A 20827-nucleotide genomic window follows, 5' to 3' on the forward strand; every position below is an offset into this window, starting at 1 on the left:
AAGGGGTATTATGAAATATAGAGAATTATATAAAAAAGTTAAAAAGACGATGGTCTATACAAAATTTTATGGAATTAAAAATATGATTCATCGTAATTTTGATAAATATCAAGTGAATGAACAATGGTATTCAACTTGGTTCGAACAGAATAAGGTTACACAAGAGGAAATAAAGATACAAAAACAGCAACGATTTGTATATGAACCTGTTATTAGTATTTTGGTTCCAGTATATAATACTCCACAGAAATATTTACAGCAGATGATAGAATCGGTATGTGAACAGACATATGATAAATGGGAACTTTGTATTGCGAATGCGAATCCGGAAAATTTAGAAGTTCAAATCATTTTAGATGAATATAAAAAGAAAGATTCAAGAATTAAGGTGGTAGATGTTCCGGAAAATTTAGGTATTGCTCAAAATACAAACAAGGCTTATGAAATTTCAACAGGACAATATATTGCCCTGTTGGACCATGATGATATGTTAGCAACGAACGCCTTATATGAAGTTGTTAGGACCATGAATGAGAAGAATAAATCGGAAGTGATTTATACAGATGAGGACAAAATATCAGAAAATTCAAATGAACACTTTCAGCCTAATTTTAAACCAGAGTTCAATTTAGATTTATTAAGAGCTAATAATTATATATGTCACCTTTTTGTATTTAAGAGAACTTTGATAAAAGAATCAGAACCATTTCGAGAGGAATATAATGGGGCCCAAGATTATGATTTAATACTAAGATGTACGGAACAAGCAGAGAATATTGCTCATATATCAAAGATTTTATACCACTGGCGTATGCATAGACAATCAACAGCAGATAATCCGGCTAGTAAATTATATGCGTATGATGCGGGTGAACGGGCATTACAGGCACATCTAAAAAGATGTGGGGAAGTCGGTCGTATAGAAAAATTAGACGATTTGGGCTTTTATAAAATTATTTATGAATCTAAGGATAATAAGGATTTGGTTACTACCGTGATTAAAAGTGATGGGGAAATCAATTATCTAAAGAAATGTATTAATTCGTTAAAAGAAATGGATTATGAAAATTTGCAGATAATAGTGGTGGATATGGGAAATCAGAGCAGTAAGGTAGAAAAATATTATCAATTCTTGGAAGGACAAGGAATACAGGTTGTTAAAGGTCAAAAAGATTCATTTCCTGCGACTATTAATATTATCAAGAAGCAAATAAAAGGAGAATATATTCTTTTGCTTTCGCAATATATTGAGTTTCAAGGAAAAAAGGACTTGGAACAGTTACTTGCAAATTGCCAACGTAAAAAAATTGGTGTCGTTGGTGCAAGAAGTTATTATAGAAATCATACAATTCGACATGCAGGTATTGGAATTGGAGGAGAAAAATTCTCATACAGATTATTTGAAGGATTGCCAAATATGTGTAAGGGCTATATGCATAGAGAGGCACTGCAACAGGAACTGAGTGCCGTTAGTATGGAATGTATGATGTTAAGAAAAAGTTTGTTAGAACAAATTGATGGATTCGATGATAAATTGGGAGACGAATTTGCTGCTATAGATTTTTGCCTGCGAGTGAAAGAAAAACAGTATCGAGTTTTGTACGTTCCGACAGTTGTGATGCGGTATAATGCTTCCTATGATAAAGAACGTATCGAAGCAAAGAATATAACAATTATGATGCAGCGATGGAAAAATGTTTATGAAAATCAATATGGTTACAGTAGTTAACTTGTTGAGTTTAAATTCGTCAATTAGAAGGTAAAACTTATGTATTAACGAAGAAGTTGATTAAAAAATCGATTTTTCAAAGTGTAAGAGTAAGTACAGATTAAAATCGACATAAGAATTACTATAAAAAATAAAGCAGTAACAGGTAATATCTTTCTGGTTACAAAAGATAATATATCAATTACAGCAATTAAAATCCGATGTAAAAAATACATTCCGGTACTTAAATTTCTTAAGTATTTTGCGTGCTTTAAATGTAATGAACTCTTTGTAAGTATTATTAAGAGGAGTGGGGCGATAAATAAATGCGATATAAATAATGCCCCATCATCTAGCGGAACATGTTGATTTACTAGTAGTAATTCGAAAAAATAAAGTATGGTTGAAATAAAAAGCAAAGGTTTTGTATATTGATAAAGTTTCGGGGATTCGATATGAACTCCGACATAAATTCCAAGTATTAAGAAACAGGTTCCAACAAAAATTCCATTTCGTGCAGAAATGAATAATTGCATGTAAGAGTCAACAATTATCTGCAAGTAGGAATTTTCGATTAAAAAGTAATAATTATTACATAATAGGGCGAAGGCATATAAGAAAATACTAATTATCAGTATAATTTGAATTCGTCCTTTTTTAAGAAATGGATAGATAATAATAATTGCAATAATGCTTGCCTGTACATACCAGAGCGCTCCATAAGGATAAAATAATATATGTTTAAGTATATCATGACAAATAGTAAGTTTGGGGGTTTGTCTTAAAAGTTGTTTGATGATTTCCAATAAATTATTTATATTTTCGAATATAATAAGAGGAATGAGCAAACGAAAGATATATTTTTGGATAATGATATCTAGCTCAGCTGGTTGCTTCAAATATTTTTTTCCAATCCAAAATCCGGAACATACAAAGAAAAATGGTACAGCTAATCGGAAAAAACCTCTTCCGATTAGTAATTGTAACGCTTTTGGAAAGATGCTGGAAATATTGGTATGTATTCCGATAATACAAAGGCAAAAAATAAATTTCATTAAATCAATGCTGTCATATTGTTTGCTCATAATTTTGTCTCCATTTAATTTCTTAATATTCTTCTAAAAAAATTCCCGAGTATTTTTTCATATATAATATTTATAAAAGTAGCAAGTAAATAAATACAGAAAGCAAAGAGCGGAAGCATACAAAGAGTAAAAAGTATTCCATAATGGTTTATTTGCCACATGATGAAAGATTGCCTGAAAATTGTTAACCAACAAGTAGAGTGAATTAAATATGTAATAATTGTACTCTGAGGAAGATTGCGTAAAAACCAGTTTGTTTTTATATTATTATTGGAACGTATAGCAAATAGTAATAAAGTAATAGAGGCTATTGCTACGCATGGATTATTATATGCATAAAAAGTCCATGCTCTTAAACCATTGCCGGATTTGTAAAGTAACTTTATAAGCAGGCTGTTTAAGAGTATAACAGTAAACCAAGTAAGAATGTAAAATTTTCTGTTGTATAAAAGCAATCGCCACTCATTTTGAAATTTTCTAATACCGTTACCTAAAATATATAGGGCAACTGCCATAAGGTAAGAGTAGCCGTAGGAAAGATGGAGGCTTCCATCAATTGTAAATCCATAAATACAGATAATTAAGAAAAAACCAATAACATAAGATTTAAACATAGATAATGAGATATTATCAATTATCAAGTTTAAAAGTGGAGAAGTAAACATTAATAAAATGTATGCTCCAAGAAACCAGTAATAATCGAATGGATTAAGAGTGTTTTTTATCCAATCAGAATCAAAAGGAATATGGCCTGACAGAAGACCAGTTAGCTGTATCAAGGTGGAAATCAGGTACACTTTTATTATGAGCAATAATACTGTTTGAGGTTTTAAATGAATTTTACAATAGCCGGACATCAAAAAGAATAAGTTGACTCCGACAATAACAATAGAATTCATAATAATTAAAAGGTTACCAAAACGGGTTAAAGTATTTTCTTTTAGCATGGTTTGTAATCCGAAATCATTGATAATACAATGGTGCATGATAATAAAAAGCATAGAAAATATGCGTAGCAAATCAATGCGTAAATCTCGTTTTGCAACTTGTGACATAATAAATCCTCCATAATTATATAAGAGTTTCAGGTAATTATAACCAGCGAATTAGTTTAGATAAAAGTCTTTATACCATTCAGCAAATTTGCGAAGTCCATCTCTTAGGCTTGTGCTAGATTTGAATCGTAAGTAGGTAATCATCCGTATTACCAACTTACAAACGATGCCAGTGAGGTAAGATTATTATTCGTGTTATCTACAAAAATTTCATTTGGCTCAAATCCAAGAGTTTCGTATAATGCTTCCAGCAGTGGAAAAGGCGGAAGAGAATAAATACACGATAGAGCTTGTCACATCAATAAGTGTCTGATATGTCATTTTTTCTTCAGTTATCTTTGTAGAAATCAAGTTAGCTAAAAGAGACAGAGATGCTTTCTTTATAGTTAGTTACGAGAGCAAATAGTTTAAAATGTAAATTTTACTGTAAATAACAAATCAGATGTGAATATGTAATGAAAATAGTTTGATTAATGCAACGTTAGATGTAGAACGACAAAAAGGAGTTATAAAAAGGAAGCCGCGTTCAACGTGATATTCGTAGTTCAACGTTAAAGCGACACTCCTATAATTTAAATAGTTTATTTTGTTAATACCTCAACACCATTTTCAGTTACAAGCACCATATATTCAATCTGGGCAGAAAGTCCGTCATCAATGGTATAAACAGTCCAGCCGTTATCTTCATCAACGAAGAAGTCAGGGCTACCTTCATTAATCATAGGTTCAATCGTGAACATCATACCCGGAACCAATAGCATCTCAGATCCTTTTGGAGTAACAAAGCTGACAAATGGATCTTCGTGGAATTCGAGTCCGATTCCATGTCCGCCGATTTCTTCTACAACAGAATATCCATTTTCCTGAGCATGCGTATTGATTGCATCAGCAATATCTCCAAGATGTCCCCATGGTTTTGCAGCAGCAAGACCAAGTTCAAGGCATTCTTCTGTGACTTTTACGAGACGTTCAGCACGTTCGGATACCTGTCCGATTTTGAACATTCGAGACGCATCAGAAAAATATCCATTGAGAATGGTGGATACGTCAACATTGATGATGTCACCTTCCTGCAAAATGATGTTTTTATCAGGGATACCATGGCAAATTTCGTTGTTAATAGAAGTACATACACTCTTTGGAAATCCTTCATAATTTAATGGGGCTGGAATCCCACCATTTTTTGTTGTTACATCATATACGATTTTGTCAATATCTTCTGTACTCATTCCGGCATGAATCTGTTCAGCAACAGCATCAAGAACTTTTGTATTGAGTTCAGCACTTGCTTTGATTTTTTCAATTTGAAATGGGGTTTTTAGTAATTTGCGGCTTGGGACAATCTCTCCGCGATCAGCATGAAGCTGCATCTTTTCTTCGATTGGCATGTGGCATTTTTTATATTTTTTCCCACTTCCACACCAGCAAGGGTCATTTCTTTCCATTTTACAATCCTCTTTTCTGAAAAATTTAAAATATTCATGTTGTCATATGTATATAGTTAAATATCTACTATTTATATTTCTACAGTTTAACATATATGATAGAAAAAAGCAAAGTTAGAAATGACGAACAAAAACAGAGAAAAATTTGACATGAAAAAAAAGAGGAAGTATACTGATAAAGTTCAAGAAATAAGGAAACTTAATTGTTTATGAAAATATAAAAGAAAGGAAAATAAATGAAGAAAAAAATAGGTGTTATTGTTGCATTGTCAATTATGATCACAGGAATAAATTATCCGACATACAGTGTATATGCACAGGAAGAAAATCAAGATATTTTTCAGAGTGAAGAGAATAGTGCAGAATCAGATCTTCAACAAGAGAATGGGGAACAGACATTGAATGAAGAGGTGGATATAGATACAGAGTCTGTAGCAGAAGAATCTCAGGAACAGGGAGATTTGAAAGAAAACAGTTGGCGTTATCAAGACGGAGAATTGATTAGGAGTGCTGAAGATGAAGTTTCTGTAATTAGTGATGTATATGCTCCAAATGCAACAAAAAAAGGTATTGATGTAAGTGAGCATAACCGTAATATTGACTGGGAAAAGGTTAAAGCCGCAGGAATAGATTATGCTATTATTCGATGTGGTTATGGGGATAATTATGATAATCAAGATGATAAACAGTGGCTGAGAAATGTAAGTGAATGTGAACGTTTAGGAATTCCATATGGAGTGTATATTTATTCATATGCTCAAAGTACAGATATGGCTACAAGTGAAGCACAGCATGTATTAAGATTAATAAGCGGGCACAAGTTGAGTTACCCGGTTTATTTTGATATGGAGGATAATAGTACGTTAGAAAGCGACTTCGGCGCAATTGCTCAGACATTTTGCAGTACAATTCAAAATGCAGGATATGCAGTTGGTGTATATGCAAATTTAAATTGGTGGAATAAATATTTGACAGATACAAGATTTGAACAATGGCATCGTTGGGTCGCTCAGTATAATATACAGTGTGATTACACAGGTACATATGCAATGTGGCAATATTCATCAAAAGAATTAGTTGATGGAATAGATGGACTCGTTGATATGAACTATCTTATTGGAACACCAGCGGATCATGGAGTTAAAGAACTGCAAAGTGGGGTTTCGTATGAAGCTCACGTATCAGATATTGGGTGGCAAACTTTTGTCCAGAACGGAGAAATAGCAGGAACAACAGGCCAAAATAAAGGAATAGAAGCCTTGAAAATGCAGTTAAACGATGTGGATGGTGGAATAGAATATAGAGCGCATGTACGAGATATTGGTTGGCAGGATTATGTATCAAATGGGCAGCAGGCAGGAACAACAGGTCAGGCAAAACCAATAGAGGCGGTATCTATCCGACTTACAGGCGAAGTCTCAGAACAATATGATATCTATTATCGAGTACATTCAAGCGATTTTGGATGGCTTGGATGGGCGAAGAACGGGGAAGATGCCGGAACACAAGGCTATGCAAAGAAAGTAGAAGCAATACAGGTTCAATTGGTTCAAAAAGGTGGAGAAGCTCCAGGAGAGACTTCAAATGCTTTTAAGATGAAAGAGACAGAAGTTCAGTATCAGGCGCACGTGTCAGATATAGGCTGGCAGAATATCGTAACAAATGGGGCATTGGCAGGAACAACAGGCCAGAATAAAGGGATAGAAGCATTAAAGTTGCAATTATCTAATGCTAGAAATGGCGGAATAGAATATCGCGCCCATGTACGAGATATAGGCTGGCAGGATTATGTATCAAATGGGCAGCAGGCAGGAACAACGGGGCAGGCGAAACCAATAGAAGCGGTATCTATCCGACTTACAGGAAAAGCGGAAGAACAATATGATATCTACTATCGAGTACATTCAAGTGATTTTGGATGGCTTGGTTGGGCAAAGAACGGGGAAGATGCCGGAACACAAGGTTATGCAAAGAAAGCAGAAGCAATTGAAATTTGTCTGGTAAAAAAAGGTGATTCAGCACCGGGAAGTACGGAAAAAGCATTTTTAAAGAATAATTAGAAAAAGAGTTATTGTTGAGTTGAGGTGATTTCTTGATATCAGCAATAACTCTTTTTTTAAATATAGGAAAATCTTGTGTTTTAAATCTAAATCAAATAAAATAAAAGAAAGAAAATACTTAATAAACGAAAGGGGCATATATGAGAGAGAAAAAGTTTATGAAGTTATTGGGCGTGATTGTTTTATGCTTGGCTATGATAACAACGACGCCAATATCGGTATTTGCAGAAGATATTGTACAGACTGATGATGTACAACAAGTACAAGAAACCACTCAAGAAGATATTAATCAGGACGAGAGTAATAACAATCAGGGTGAGAGTGGAACTGCTCAGAATGAGGGAGAACAGGATGTAATGCAGAGGTCCGAGGCGGAAACAACAGAATCTGATTTGAATAGTAGCATTGAGAATGAAACAGAAAACACAGATGAGTCTGTTATGCTGACTGAGGAAGCGGCAGATGTATTAAATATTAAATATAGTGCATATCTTCAAGGAACAAATTGGCAGGAAGAAAAAAGTAATGGGGAGACAGCTGGAACTGTCGGACAGGACCGTGCTATGAAAGCGCTCAAAGTTCAGCTGGAAAATAATACAGGTATAGCAGGGACAGTTCAATACTGTGCCCATGTATCGAATATTGGTTGGCAGAATTATGTGGAAGAAAATGAACTAGCAGGAACAACGAAAACTGGATTACAAATCGAAGCAATCCGAATGAAACTTACAGGTGAGTTGGCAGAACAGTACGATATTTATTATCGAGTTCATGCAACGAATGTAGGCTGGCTTAGTTGGGTGAAAAATGATGAAAAAGCCGGAACAGTGGGGTATGCATATTCTGTCCAGGCAGTAGAGATTAAAATTTGTAAAAAGAATAGTGCAGAGGTACCAATTACTGACGGAAAAGGTTTTATGTCAGAAGAAACAGTTGGAAAAATTATGTACCAGACCCATGTACAGAACATTGGCTGGCAAAACAAAGTTTACGATGGAACAACTGCAGGAACAGTAGGAAGAAATTTAAATCTTGAAGCATTAAAATTAAAAGTTACAGAAGCAGGAAGAGCAGGTTTGACAGGTTCTATTACATGTGAGGCACATATACAGGATATTGGTTGGCAATCGCCAGTTGCAGATTGGAATACTGCAGGAACAACCGGAAAAAACAAAAAAATTGAGGCTGTTAAAATCAACTTAACTGAACAGTTGGCAGCAACATATGATGTCTATTATCGAGTTCATTCAGCAAATTATGGCTGGCTTGGCTGGGCAAAAAATGGAGAAGAGGCCGGAACAAAAGGGCTTAATTTAGGTGCACAGGCAATAGAAGTGAAGTTATATGAAAAAGGTTCTACGGAAGCACCTGCTCAGACAGAAAAAAGTTGTGTATCAACAGAAAATTTAGGGTCAGTTCTTTATAAAACGCACGTACAAAATATTGGTTGGCAAAGCAATAATTTTTATGATGGACAAACAGCTGGAACCACCGGAAAAAATTATAGTATTGAAGCAATCCAAATAAAGGTTACAGAATTAGGAAAACAAAGTAATCTTACAGGTTCTATTCTTTACGAGGCCCATGTACAAGATATCGGCTGGCAGGGAGAAGTTGCAGATGGACAGACAGCTGGAACCACCGGAAAAAATAAAAAAATTGAAGCGATTAAAATCCGTTTGTCAGAACAATTAGAAGCTCAATATGACATTTATTATCGAGTGCATAGTGCAAGATTTGGTTGGCTGGATTGGACTAAAAATGGAGAGGTTGCAGGAACTGTTGGATATAATGCAGGTGTAGAAGCAATCGAAATCAAACTGTATGGAAAAGGAGATGTAAGTGCTCCAGCATGCAGTGGAAGAAGTTATTTGTCAGCAGATCAAATTGGAAAATTGACATTTCAAACAAAAGTGGAAGGTTTAGATTGGCAAGATGCAAAAGGAAATGGAGAGATAACAGGAACGACAGGAGTAAATAAAGCCATCAGACAACTTTCGATGAATATAGCACCTTCAATGGCAGGAGGATATACAGGAAATGTCGAATATCGTTTACATTTAAGCAATGTAGGCTGGCAAGACTGGAAGACAAGTGGAGAAGTGTCCGGCGATGGAATAAATCAGGCAGAAGCTGTTCAGATTCGTTTAACAGGAGAACTTGAAAAATATGCGGATATTTATTATCGCACACATGTTTCTAATTATGGCTGGTTAGGTTGGGCGAAAAATGGTCAGGCAGCGGGTACAACGAAATGTAGTTATAAATTACAAGCAATTCAGATAAAAATCGTACCTAAGGGTACCGCTGCTCCGGGAAGTAATTCAAATTATTATAAAGATACCAAATATATAAGAATGTTAGCAAGATTTTCAACAGTAAGTACAAATGATGCAAACGGATTTTATAATATGTCAAGAGCATTAAGCTCATTTAACGGCGTGGTAGTTAATCCAGGACAGACATTATCGTTCTTTGGTGTTGCAGGACCTTGCGGACAGGCACAAGGTTATCGCCTAGGTGGCGTTGTCGGTGGCATTGGATATGGTGGAGGTATCTGCCAGGCTTCGACAACATTGTACGGAGGTGCAATCCGGGCAGGAATGACAATCATTGAGCGAAATAATCATACAATTGCTTCGACATATGTACCGAGAGGATTAGATGCAATGGTTTCATATGGAGATTCAGACTTGAAATTCCGCAATGATTTGGGATTTCCGGTAACAATCAAAACATATACAGTAGGAAATACATTATATGTAGAATTTTATGGTCAGGATCCAGGATGGTTTGATTTTATTGAGCCGGTATCTTGGTCATCAGGACATTCAGCATGGGCACAGAGAAAATACTATAAAAATGGTTCAGTGATCCGCACAGAGAATTTGCCAAGTTCTTATTATTATAATTAATGCAGAGAAAAAGGGCTGGCTGGTTGGAAAAGCTGGCTATGTCTTTTTTAGTAGAAAACATTAGTGTAAAGAAGGAATGTAGATTTTTATGGAAAAGTTTATAAGAAGAGGAATAGCATTAGTATGTACTATAATGATGGTTACTAATCCACTGTTGGTATATGCAGAAGAAAATTCAGAATTAAAGCTGGAAGATGCTGTTGATTTAGAAAGTGAAAGTAATGAATTAGATCAGGAAATACAGCAGAACCCAGAAATGGAAGAAGTGCAAGAAACAGATTCTTTGGATCAAAATACTATGGTTACTGAAGAAGAGACAGAAGAAATACAAAATGAAATTTCAGAAGAGGAAATAACGAAAGAACAAGAAGAAATATTGGGTGTAAAATATAGCGCATATCTTTATGGAATGGCTTGGCAAGAAGAAAAGCATAGTGGAGAGACAGCAGGGACTGTAGGTCAGAATCGTGCGCTGGAAGCTTTAAAGATTGAATTGGAAAATAAAGCAGAAGCAATAGGAAGTATTGAATATTGTGCTCATGTGCAGAATATTGGTTGGCAAGATTATGTAAGTGAAGCAGGGTTAGCAGGAACAATCGGAAGAGGGTTGCCAATAGAAGCTATTCGTGTGCGACTTACTGGAGAACTTGCAGAAAAATATGATATTTATTACCGAGTTCATTCAACAAATGTAGGCTGGCTTGGCTGGGTGAAGAACGATGAGAAAGCAGGAACTCAAGGATATGCATATTCTGTTCAGGCAGTAGAAATTAGAATATGTGAAAAAAATAGTGGAAATGCACCAAGTGTTGATGGAAGTGGCTTTATGTCAGAAGAAACACTTGGAAAAATTATGTATCAAAGTCATGTACAGAATATCGGTTGGCAAAACAAGGTTTATGATGGAACGACTGCGGGAACGGTTGGAAGAAATTTAAATCTTGAAGCACTAAAAATGAAGATTACAGAAGCTGGACGAGCTGGTTTGACAGGTTCGATTACCTGCGAAGCCCATGTTCAGGATATTGGTTGGCAATCACCAGTTTCAGATTGGCAGGAAGCTGGAACAACCGGAAAAAATAAAAAGATTGAAGCTGTTAAGATTAATTTAACGGAACAGTTGGCAGCAACATATGATGTTTATTACCGAGTGCATTCAGCAAATTATGGCTGGCTTGGCTGGGCGAAAAACGGAGAAAAAGCCGGGACAATGGGTTATAATCTTGGGGCACAGGCAATTGAAGTAAGGTTATATGAAAAAAATTCTTCAGAAGCACCTGCTCAAACAGGACGAAGTTATGTGTCAGCAGATAGTTTGGGAGCAGTTCTTTATCAAACTCATGTACAAAACATTGGCTGGCAAAATAAAAGTTTTTATGATGGACAAACGGCTGGAACAACAGGAAGGAATCTTAGTGTTGAAGCGATAAAAATAAAAGTTACAGAATTGGGAACACAAGAGAGTAATTTGAGCGGATCCATTTTTTATGAAGCACATGTACAGGATATTGGTTGGCAAGGAGAAGTCTCAGATGGACAGATTGCTGGGACAACAGGACATAACAAAAAAATAGAGGCAATTAAAATTCGTTTAACAGAACAATTAGAAGCTCAATATGATATTTATTATAGAGTGCATAGTGCGAGATTTGGTTGGCTGGACTGGACTAAAAATGGAGAGGTTGCAGGAACTGTTGGATATAATGCAGGGGTAGAAGCAATCGAAATTAAACTGTATGGAAAAGGAGATGTAAGTGCTCCGGCATGCAGTGAAAGAAGTTATTTATCAGCAGATCAAATTGGAACATTGACATTTCAAACAAGTGCAGATGGCTCAAACTGGCAGGCTGTAAAACAAAATGGAGAAATAACAGGAACAACAGGAACAAATACAGCTATTCGACAGCTTTCTATGAATGTAGCATCGTTAATGGCTGGTGGATATATAGGAAATGTTGAATATCGTTTGCATTTAAGTAAAGTTGGCTGGCAGGATTGGAAGACAAATGGAGATGTATCCGGCGATGGAATAAATCAGGCAGAAGCTGTTCAGATTCGTTTAACGGGAGAACTTGAAAAATATGCGGATATTTATTATCGTACACATGTTTCTAATTATGGCTGGTTAGGTTGGACAAAGAATGGTCAGATAGCAGGAACGACCTCCATTGGCTATAAACTTCAGGCAATTCAGGTAAAGATTGTACCAAAAGGAAATGGTCAGTTAAAGGTGGGAAATAATGCATATATGCAGGCTGCATATAGACAAAATAAAGGAATTTCAAATGCTTTAGGAATTCTGGCAAGTGTTGTTGTGTCGAATCTCCAGTCTCATGAGCATGATAATTTTTATTTGGGAACACGGTATTCAGGGGATATTCTGGATTTGCGTTCTCCAAATGGAGATATCTCTTACAATGGAGTACCGGGAATGAATTGTACATCGTTTGTGTGGTATGTTTTACGAAGTGCCGGAGCACCAGGGTATACAGTTCCTCATGAACAGGGTTATCCAGATTGTGCAGGTGGATGGATAACATGGCAGAGATCAAAAGCTGCCTGGGTTCCAATGTACGATTTCAAAACGAAATCGGAAATGTTAAGATCTGGAGTCTTAGAAAAGGGAGATATAATTTGGATTTGGAATGAAAATGAAGGTGGAAAATATGGGATTAGTGATACTCATCATATAGGATTTTTCTGGGGTGATACATCGAACCAAGATTTATTCTGGCATTCTGCACCGAATGGTGGAAATCAAATTAGTCCAATTACAGGCTTGTCTAATAATGTAAGTATACGGTAATGAAGTTATAGATTTATAGATTGAGAAAGTAATCGAAGATAGAGAAGTGTGTTTTATCTTAAAGGATAGATGCATTTCTCTATTTTTTTATTTGCAATTCGTTTTTTGAGCATAATTACTTCTTTACAGCATTTTCAAACTATGCTATGTTAAATAAACATCTAAGGAGAAATCCTTTTCTCCACATTTATCTAAAGCCGCAAGGCACTCATCTCGGGTTTCGCATTCTGAAACAATATCCGATATGAAACAATAAAATATTTTACACAAAGGAGAGCTATGCCTATGAAGAACATGTTACAACAGTATTTCCCAATGATTCGGACGAAGAAAGAAATATCGGTTTGTTCCGCTTGACATCTTCTTGGATTCTTTGCAATATAAAGATATCAAAATACAGAATCGACTGGATGCATGGCTTGCATTTTTAGGCTCGGATGACCCGGAAATCATTATTGATATCATCGAGCGATATCCGGATTTCAAGGAGATGTATCAGCAAGTCTATGATATCTGTCGAAACATCGAGGAGGTCATGGAAATGTTTTCGAAAGAGCTGTTGGAGATGGATAGGAATACTGTGGGGCTGATGATTGATGAGATGCAGGATGAGATAAAGCAGCAGAAAGAAGTGATACAGCAAAAAGATAGTGAATTACAAGAAATGCAGCAGAAGATGAAAGATCTGCAAGAAGAACTTGAAAGGACAAAAGACCTAAAGTAACGATAGCAACCATAAAAATTACAATTTTCAAAAAATATAATATAGTTTGAAAATTGTAATAATATTGTATATTCTTTGAAAAACTTTCCTTTCGCAATTGCTGTATTACCTCAGATATGGTATATTTAAATTAGTTTTTTACATAAGGGAAAAATAAAAAATGAAGAAGAGTCAGGAGTGATAGAAAATGTATCAGGATGAATACAAACGTTGGATGGAGGCTGATCTGGAGGACGCAGATCTGAAGCCTGAGCTGACAAAAATTGAAGGAAACGATGACGAGATTAAGGAGCGTTTTGCAGTTGCTCTTAAGTTTGGAACTGCAGGACTTCGCGGGGTTCTTGGAGCAGGTACAAACAGAATGAATATCTATGTTGTACGTCAGGCAACACAGGGACTTGCTAATTGGGTAAAAACTCAGGGTGGAACTCAGACGGTTGCAATTAGTTATGACAGCCGTATCAAAAGTGATGTGTTTGCGAAGAATGCAGCAAGTGTATTGGCAGCAAACGGAATCAAGGTTCGCATTTATGATGCGTTAATGCCTGTTCCGGCACTTTCTTTTGCAACTCGTTATTATAACTGTAATGCAGGTGTCATGGTGACAGCTTCTCATAACCCGGCAAAATATAACGGATATAAAGCATATGGTCCGGATGGTTGCCAGATGACAGATGATGCTGCAGCTATCGTATACGATGAGATTCAGAAGACAGATGTATTAACAGGTGCGAAGTATATGCCATTTGCACAGGGTGTTGAAGAAGGTCTGATTCGTTTTGTTGGTGATGATTGCAAGAGAGCACTGTATGATGCAATCGAAGAGAGACAGGTTCGTCCGGGGCTTTGCAAGACAGCAGGACTGAAGCTTGTATATAGTCCACTTAATGGTTCTGGATTAGTTCCGGTTACACAGATTTTAAAAGATATCGGAATTACAGATGTTACAATCGTTCCTGAGCAGGAATATCCAAATGGATATTTTACAACATGCAGTTATCCGAACCCAGAGATTTTCGAAGCTCTTGAGAAGGGTCTGAATCTTGCGAAAGAGACAGGTGCAGATTTGATGCTTGCAACTGATCCGGATGCAGACCGTGTCGGCATTGCTATGAAGTGTCCGGATGGTTCATATGAATTGGTTACTGGTAATGAAGTTGGAGTTCTTCTTCTTGATTATATTTGTGCAGGCCGTATTGAAAAAGGTACAATGCCTAAGAATCCGGTAGCGGTAAAATCTATCGTATCTACACCTCTTGCTGATGCTGTTGCAGAGCATTATGGTGTTGAGCTTAGAAGTGTTTTGACAGGATTTAAGTGGATTGGAGATCAGATTGCAGGACTTGAAGCAGCAGGAGAAGTTGAACGCTTTATCTTCGGATTTGAGGAGAGTTATGGATATCTGGCTGGTCCATATGTTCGTGATAAGGATGCAATCATCGGATCTATGCTGATTTGTGAGATGGCAGCATATTACAGAAGTATTGGAAGTTCTCTGAAACAGAGAATGGAAGAAATTTATTCTGAATATGGCCGTTACCTGAACCAGATTGATAGTTTTGAGTTCCCGGGACTTAGTGGTATGGATCAGATGGCTGGAATCATGCAGGGCTTAAGAGAAAAACCGCTTGAGGAGATTGCAGGATATAAGGTTGTGAATGTTACAGACTACAAGAAACCAGAAGAGACAGGGCTTCCGGCTGCAAATGTTCTTATTTACAAATTGGAAAATAATGAGACAGTTATTGTTCGTCCTTCAGGAACAGAACCTAAGATTAAGATTTACTACACAACACTCGGTAAAAATCTTGAGGAAGCACAGGCAGAGAAAGATAAGTTGTCTGAGGCTTTAAAACCAATCATGAAATAAAAAGTTAAAAAAGTGATAGAATAAAATAATGAGACTATGGGGAAATGTGATCGATGAGATTTTTCTTTATAGTCTCATTTATTTATGCTAAAATAAATACAGTATGCAAAAGTTTTTCAGCAAGGAGGATAAATACTATGCTTAGAATTGGAATGTTGACAAGTGGTGGAGATTGTCAGGCGCTGAACGCAGCAATGCGAGGAGTTGTGAAAGGAATCTGCACAAAGCGTGATGATGTAGAGATTTATGGTTTTCAAGATGGATATAAAGGATTAATATATGGTAACTTTAGCATGTTGACTCCGAAAGATTTTTCGGGAATTCTGACACGTGGAGGTACGATTCTTGGAACATCAAGACAGCCGTTTAAATTGATGCGTGTGCCGGATGCCGATGGTCTTGATAAGGTTGAAGCTATGAAGCACACATATTATAAGCTGAATTTGAATTGTCTTGTGATTCTTGGTGGTAATGGAACACATAAGACAGCAAACCTGCTTCGCGAGGAAGGGCTGAATGTAGTAACTTTACCAAAAACAATTGATAACGATCTCTGGGGAACAGATATGACGTTTGGATTCCAGAGTGCAGTAGATATTGCGACAGATACAATTGACCGCATTCACACAACTGCAACATCACACAGCAGAGTATTTATTATTGAGATAATGGGACATAAAGTAGGTCACGTTACATTGCATGCAGGAATTGCAGGCGGAGCTGATATCATTCTTCTTCCGGAAATTCCATATGATATTAAGGCGATTTCTGATGTGATTCAGAAACGCACAAAGGCGGGTAAGAAATTTACGATTCTTGCGGTAGCGGAAGGTGCGATTTCAAAAGAAGATGCGAAGCTGAAGAAGAAAGAGTATAAAGAAAAGCTTGCAAAGAGAAAATATCCTTCTATTGCATACGAGTTGGCTGAACAGATTGAGAAGACAACAGATAAGGAGGTTCGAATTACAGTTCCGGGACATACACAGCGCGGCGGTTCTCCATGTGCATATGATCGTGTATTTGCAACAAGAGTCGGAGCTAAGGCAGCAGAGTTGATTTTAAATCAGGAATATGGATACATGGTAGCAATGCGTGACGGAGAGATTACAAAGGTTCCGCTGGAAGAGGTTGCCGGAAAGCTGAAATATGTCGATCCAAAATGCAGTTTTATTCAGGAAGCGAAAATGATAGGAATTAGCTTCGGAGATGAATAATGAGATAGTCCGTGACAGGATATTTTCAAAAAAATAACTAGAAACAAAGAGGTGTGATTCATGTCATATACGGCATTATACAGAAAGTTCCGTCCGACTACATTTGAGGATGTAAAGGGTCAGGATCATATTATAAAGACATTACAGAATCAGATTAAGGCAGACCGTATCGGACATGCGTATCTATTTTGCGGAACTCGTGGAACAGGAAAGACGACTGTGGCAAAAATATTTGCCAAGGCAGTGAATTGTGAACATCCGGTGGATGGAAGTCCATGTGGAGAGTGTGCGATGTGCAAAGCGATTGCAGCCGGCACGTCGATGAATGTGATTGAGATTGATGCGGCATCTAACAATGGTGTGGATAATATTCGAGAGATCCGGGAGGAAGTGGCGTATCGTCCGACGGAAGGACGCTTTAAGGTTTACATTATTGATGAGGTGCATATGTTGTCTATCGGAGCATTTAATGCACTTTTAAAGACATTGGAGGAACCGCCGGAGTATGTGATATTTATTTTGGCAACAACGGAGGTTCATAAGATTCCAATCACAATTTTATCTCGATGTCAGCATTATGATTTTCATCGAATTACGATTGATACGATTGCAGGCCGAATGAATGATCTGATGGAAATTGAACAGGTGGATGTTGAGCAGAGAGCAATACGATATATTGCAAAGGCTGCAGACGGCTCGATGCGTGATGCGTTGAGTCTTCTGGATCAGTGTATTGCATTTTATCTGGGGCAGAAGCTGACGTATGATAATGTTTTGGAAGTGCTTGGTGCAGTGGATACCGATGTCTTCAGCCGTTTGCTTCGTAACATTATAGCGAGAGATGTTCCTAAGGTTTTGGATACGGTGGAAGAACTGGTAATGCAGGGGCGAGAGCTTTCGCAATTGACGGCGGATTTCACTTGGTATCTTCGTAACTTGCTTCTCGTTAAGACTTCTGATAATATGGAAGATGTTCTGGATGTGTCTTCAGAAAATCTTCAGCAGTTAAAAGAAGAAGCACAGATGATAGAGGTGGATACACTGCTTCGCTATATCCGCATTTTTTCGGAATTATCCGGTCAGATGAAATATGCGACACAGAAGAGAGTGCTCTTGGAAGTGGCATTGATCAAGTTATGTACACCGGCGATGGAAGTGAATACGGATAGTCTTCTGGATCGGATTCGTGCGGTGGAAGACCGATTAGATCGTGAACTGGAAGCTGTACAGGAGAAGGTAGTGTACGTCAATGCGTCTGAGGTCAATGGTATAGCAGGGAATACGAATTCTTCTTCAAGAAAAAGCCAGCCGAAACCAGAGCTGCCGGATGCAGTACCGGAGGAAATACAGAAGGTGGTGCAAAATTTCCGCTCTATCGCAGATGAGGTATCTGCACCGACTAGTATTTATCTGAAACAGGCAAGATTAAGTCTGGGAGGAGATAATCGGTTATTGATTGTTCTGTCTGATAGTATTGCAGCGGAAAGTGTGAAGAGGGAAGATCATAAGCAAGAAATCGAGTCGGTGATTGAGCAGAGAATCGGCAAGAAGGTTGAAGTTGAGGTGCGTCAGCTAGATGACGGGCGAAGATTTGAAGATACATTTGTAGATTTAGAAAAACACATGGAAAAAGTAATTAACATGGAAATAACAGTGGAGGATTGATCATGGCAAAACGTGGTGGTTTCCCAGGTGGCGGAATGCCGGGGAATATGGCAAATTTAATGAAGCAGGCTCAGAAGATGCAGCGTCAGATGGAAGAGCAGGCAAAGGAAATGGAGACAAAAGAATTTACAGCAACAGCCGGAGGCTCAGCTGTGGAAGTAACAATGTCTGGTAAGAGAGAAGTAGTCAGAGTGAAACTGTCTGAAGAAGTAGTGGATCCGGATGACATTGAAATGTTAGAAGATTTGATCGTTGCAGCAACGAACGAAGCACTTCGTAAAGTTGATGAAGAATCAGGTGCTGCAATGTCTAAATTGACAGGTGGACTTGGCGGCGGAATGCCGGGGTTATTTTAATGGAATATTATAGTAATCAGATCAGCCGGTTGATCGAAGAGTTTTCAAGACTTCCGGGAATCGGTGCAAAGTCAGCACAGCGATTGGCATTTCACATTATTAATATGCCGAAAGAGCAGGTAGAGAATCTTGCGAAAACCATGGTAGATGCACGTAACAACGTGCGCTACTGTGCACAGTGCTGTACTCTTACGGATCGGGAGATATGTCCAATCTGCAGTAATCCAGACCGAGACCATAAGACAATCATGGTAGTTGAAAGTCCGAGAGATTTGGCAGCATATGAGAAAACCGGAAAATATAATGGTGTGTATCACGTGCTTCATGGAGCTATTTCACCGATGCTCGGAATCGGACCTGGCGATATTAAATTAAAAGAATTGATGGCTCGCCTTCAAGGGGATGTTGATGAGGTGATCATTGCGACAAACTCAAGTTTAGAAGGTGAAACAACAGCAATGTACATTAGTAAATTGATCAAGCCGGTTGGAATCAAAGTCAGCCGAATTGCCAGTGGTGTTCCGGTCGGTGGTGATCTGGAATATATCGATGAAGTGACACTTTTGAGAGCACTGGATGGCAGAACAGAGCTGTGAGGTAGAGTAATTGGGAAAAAAAGTAACATCTTCAGATGTGGCAAAACATGCAGGAGTATCGCAGGCAACGGTATCTATGGTATTAAATAAGAAATATAATGTCTCATTTTCTCGAGAAGTAATAGAGAGGGTGGAGCACTCAGCAGAAGAACTTGGGTATGAACTTCCGAAACGAAAGCGGAAAAGGGAGAGCAGAAGAGAAAAATTGTTGGTAGTATTTTGCCCAAATCTGACCAATCCATATTATGTGATGTTGCTGCAGGGAATTGAAGCACGCGCAACGGAACAAGGATATGGATTGTTTGTCTGTAATACACAGCGAAGTCTTGTGCTGGAGGAACAGTATTTGAAAATGTTGCCGTCGTTGAATCCACGAGGTGTGATTTATACTTGTAATCCGAGCCGGTGTTATCTGGAAATGATAGAAGAATTATCAAAAACCATTCCATTTGCAATTATTAATAATCAGAATGAAAAACTAGAAGTTGATGCAGTGGAGCTTGATAATTCAAAACTGGGCAGGATTATGGCGAGACATTTGTTGGATTTGGGACATAAGAAAGTGGCATATATTGCGCCGCCGCTCACAGTGCGGCAAAAACAACGTTCAAAGCGCGTGGAAGGATTTTTAAAAGAATTCAGTGAAGCCGGGTTGGCAAATGGCGTTGTTATCAAGTCTGCAAATGAATCCATTGATCAGGATGTACCGGGTATTGATTCGGAATATCGGATTGGATATGATTTAACAAAAGAAGTACTGGCGGAGCATGGAGATGTGACTGCAATCGTAGGGTTGAATGATATGATTGCATTTGGAATTTTGGACGCACTTTATGACGAAAAGTACAAGGTGCCAAATGACATGTCGGTTATGGGGTGTGACAATACCTTATTTTCTAAAATGAGAAAACTATCTTTAACTACGATAGAGCATTTTGTCATTTATAAAGGCAGAGATGCCTGTGATATTATAATGAAGAAGATAAAAAGTGCTGATCAGAAATACGGAGAAATCCAGCCAATCAGTATTTATCATGTGGAATATGAGCCTCAGCTTGTGGCGAGGGGGACGACATCATATCCACCGGGTAAAAAAACAAAAATTAATGCAAAAAAGAAAAATATTAATAAATATTAATACAAATAGAACGTATTGATATAAAAATAAAATTCCTATATAGTTTAATTATGGGGATAAAACTGCTAAGTTGAAAAATGACGAGCAGATAAACAATGAAATAAATTGAGTTTTGTTAATAAAATTAATTTATAAACAGAAGAAAATTATTAATAATTTTCCGGCCTATTGACCGTTTTGTTTTTCGTGA

Annotated in this window: 14 protein-coding genes; 11 read left to right on the top strand and 3 right to left on the bottom strand. The window is 37.4% G+C overall.

Annotated elements, in window-relative coordinates; all coding sequences use genetic code 11:
• The first annotated feature begins 10 nt into the window (after positions 1-10).
• Positions 11-1729: a glycosyltransferase family 2 protein gene (locus LQE94_RS01260; RefSeq protein ID WP_240576819.1), complete on the top strand. Its 1719-nt coding sequence runs from the start codon at positions 11-13 to the stop codon at positions 1727-1729.
• A gap of 44 nt (positions 1730-1773) precedes the next feature.
• Here LQE94_RS01260 and LQE94_RS01265 read toward each other — a convergent pair whose 3' ends face one another.
• The 3 genes from LQE94_RS01265 to LQE94_RS01275 form a co-directional block, all read right to left on the bottom strand.
• Positions 1774-2793 carry an acyltransferase family protein gene (locus LQE94_RS01265; protein ID WP_118724067.1) on the bottom strand — a complete coding sequence of 340 codons (1020 nt, stop codon included), beginning with the start codon at positions 2791-2793 and terminating at the stop codon, positions 1774-1776.
• Between the two features lie 14 nt (positions 2794-2807).
• On the bottom strand, positions 2808-3848 hold the full coding sequence (locus LQE94_RS01270) for an acyltransferase family protein (RefSeq protein ID WP_117989977.1): 1041 nt from the start codon (positions 3846-3848) through the stop codon (positions 2808-2810).
• Positions 3849-4429: 581 nt separating this feature from the next.
• The gene (locus LQE94_RS01275) at positions 4430-5293 is read right to left on the bottom strand and encodes a methionyl aminopeptidase (RefSeq protein ID WP_022075430.1); all 864 of its coding nucleotides are present in this window, start codon (positions 5291-5293) and stop codon (positions 4430-4432) included.
• Between the two features lie 236 nt (positions 5294-5529).
• On the opposite strand from LQE94_RS01275, the gene LQE94_RS01280 reads away from it, so the two are divergent.
• The 10 genes from LQE94_RS01280 to LQE94_RS01325 all read left to right on the top strand — a co-directional run bounded on the left by LQE94_RS01280 (position 5530) and on the right by LQE94_RS01325 (position 20637).
• Complete coding sequence (locus LQE94_RS01280; protein WP_240576820.1) at positions 5530-7353, top strand: GH25 family lysozyme; 1824 nt, start codon at positions 5530-5532, stop codon at positions 7351-7353.
• 140 nt (positions 7354-7493) lie between these two features.
• Positions 7494-10268 (top strand): VanW family protein, encoded by a 2775-nt coding sequence (locus LQE94_RS01285; protein WP_240576821.1) that lies wholly within the window; start codon positions 7494-7496, stop codon positions 10266-10268.
• An 88-nt stretch (positions 10269-10356) separates the two neighbouring features.
• Positions 10357-13074, top strand: coding sequence for a hypothetical protein (locus tag LQE94_RS01290; protein WP_240576822.1), 2718 nt, complete (start codon positions 10357-10359; stop codon positions 13072-13074).
• A 373-nt stretch (positions 13075-13447) separates the two neighbouring features.
• The gene (locus LQE94_RS01295) at positions 13448-13798 is read left to right on the top strand and encodes a hypothetical protein (RefSeq protein ID WP_240576823.1); all 351 of its coding nucleotides are present in this window, start codon (positions 13448-13450) and stop codon (positions 13796-13798) included.
• Positions 13799-13985: 187 nt separating this feature from the next.
• Positions 13986-15668, top strand: coding sequence for a phospho-sugar mutase (locus LQE94_RS01300; protein WP_240576824.1), 1683 nt, complete (start codon positions 13986-13988; stop codon positions 15666-15668).
• 137 nt (positions 15669-15805) lie between these two features.
• On the top strand, positions 15806-16882 hold the full coding sequence (locus LQE94_RS01305; protein WP_186865461.1) for a 6-phosphofructokinase: 1077 nt from the start codon (positions 15806-15808) through the stop codon (positions 16880-16882).
• 60 nt (positions 16883-16942) lie between these two features.
• Positions 16943-18547: a DNA polymerase III subunit gamma/tau gene (gene dnaX, locus LQE94_RS01310; RefSeq protein ID WP_118737649.1), complete on the top strand. Its 1605-nt coding sequence runs from the start codon at positions 16943-16945 to the stop codon at positions 18545-18547.
• A 2-nt stretch (positions 18548-18549) separates the two neighbouring features.
• Positions 18550-18903 carry a YbaB/EbfC family nucleoid-associated protein gene (locus LQE94_RS01315; RefSeq protein ID WP_022075422.1) on the top strand — a complete coding sequence of 118 codons (354 nt, stop codon included), beginning with the start codon at positions 18550-18552 and terminating at the stop codon, positions 18901-18903.
• Positions 18903-19499 (top strand): recombination mediator RecR, encoded by a 597-nt coding sequence (gene recR, locus LQE94_RS01320; RefSeq protein WP_117989987.1) that lies wholly within the window; start codon positions 18903-18905, stop codon positions 19497-19499. The genes LQE94_RS01315 and recR overlap by 1 nt, the downstream gene beginning before the upstream one ends.
• A 10-nt stretch (positions 19500-19509) precedes the next feature.
• Positions 19510-20637, top strand: a complete 1128-nt coding sequence (locus tag LQE94_RS01325) for a LacI family DNA-binding transcriptional regulator (RefSeq protein ID WP_240576825.1) — start codon at positions 19510-19512, stop codon at positions 20635-20637.
• Positions 20638-20827 lie beyond the last annotated feature (190 nt).

Source organism: Mediterraneibacter sp. NSJ-151, assembly GCF_022487435.1.
Lineage (GTDB): Bacteria > Bacillota > Clostridia > Lachnospirales > Lachnospiraceae > Schaedlerella > Schaedlerella hominis.

What these genes read in the sequence shown, in the direction of transcription:
- LQE94_RS01260 (WP_240576819.1), top strand. Translation starts at nt 11, where the DNA reads ATGAAATATAGAGAATTATATAAAAAAGTTAAAAAGACGATGGTCTAT.
- LQE94_RS01265 (WP_118724067.1), bottom strand. Translation starts at nt 2,793, where the DNA reads ATGAGCAAACAATATGACAGCATTGATTTAATGAAATTTATTTTTTGC.
- LQE94_RS01270 (WP_117989977.1), bottom strand. Translation starts at nt 3,848, where the DNA reads ATGTCACAAGTTGCAAAACGAGATTTACGCATTGATTTGCTACGCATA.
- LQE94_RS01275 (WP_022075430.1), bottom strand. Translation starts at nt 5,293, where the DNA reads ATGGAAAGAAATGACCCTTGCTGGTGTGGAAGTGGGAAAAAATATAAA.
- LQE94_RS01280 (WP_240576820.1), top strand. Translation starts at nt 5,530, where the DNA reads ATGAAGAAAAAAATAGGTGTTATTGTTGCATTGTCAATTATGATCACA.
- LQE94_RS01285 (WP_240576821.1), top strand. Translation starts at nt 7,494, where the DNA reads ATGAGAGAGAAAAAGTTTATGAAGTTATTGGGCGTGATTGTTTTATGC.
- LQE94_RS01290 (WP_240576822.1), top strand. Translation starts at nt 10,357, where the DNA reads ATGGAAAAGTTTATAAGAAGAGGAATAGCATTAGTATGTACTATAATG.
- LQE94_RS01300 (WP_240576824.1), top strand. Translation starts at nt 13,986, where the DNA reads ATGTATCAGGATGAATACAAACGTTGGATGGAGGCTGATCTGGAGGAC.
- LQE94_RS01305 (WP_186865461.1), top strand. Translation starts at nt 15,806, where the DNA reads ATGCTTAGAATTGGAATGTTGACAAGTGGTGGAGATTGTCAGGCGCTG.
- dnaX (WP_118737649.1), top strand. Translation starts at nt 16,943, where the DNA reads ATGTCATATACGGCATTATACAGAAAGTTCCGTCCGACTACATTTGAG.
- LQE94_RS01315 (WP_022075422.1), top strand. Translation starts at nt 18,550, where the DNA reads ATGGCAAAACGTGGTGGTTTCCCAGGTGGCGGAATGCCGGGGAATATG.
- recR (WP_117989987.1), top strand. Translation starts at nt 18,903, where the DNA reads ATGGAATATTATAGTAATCAGATCAGCCGGTTGATCGAAGAGTTTTCA.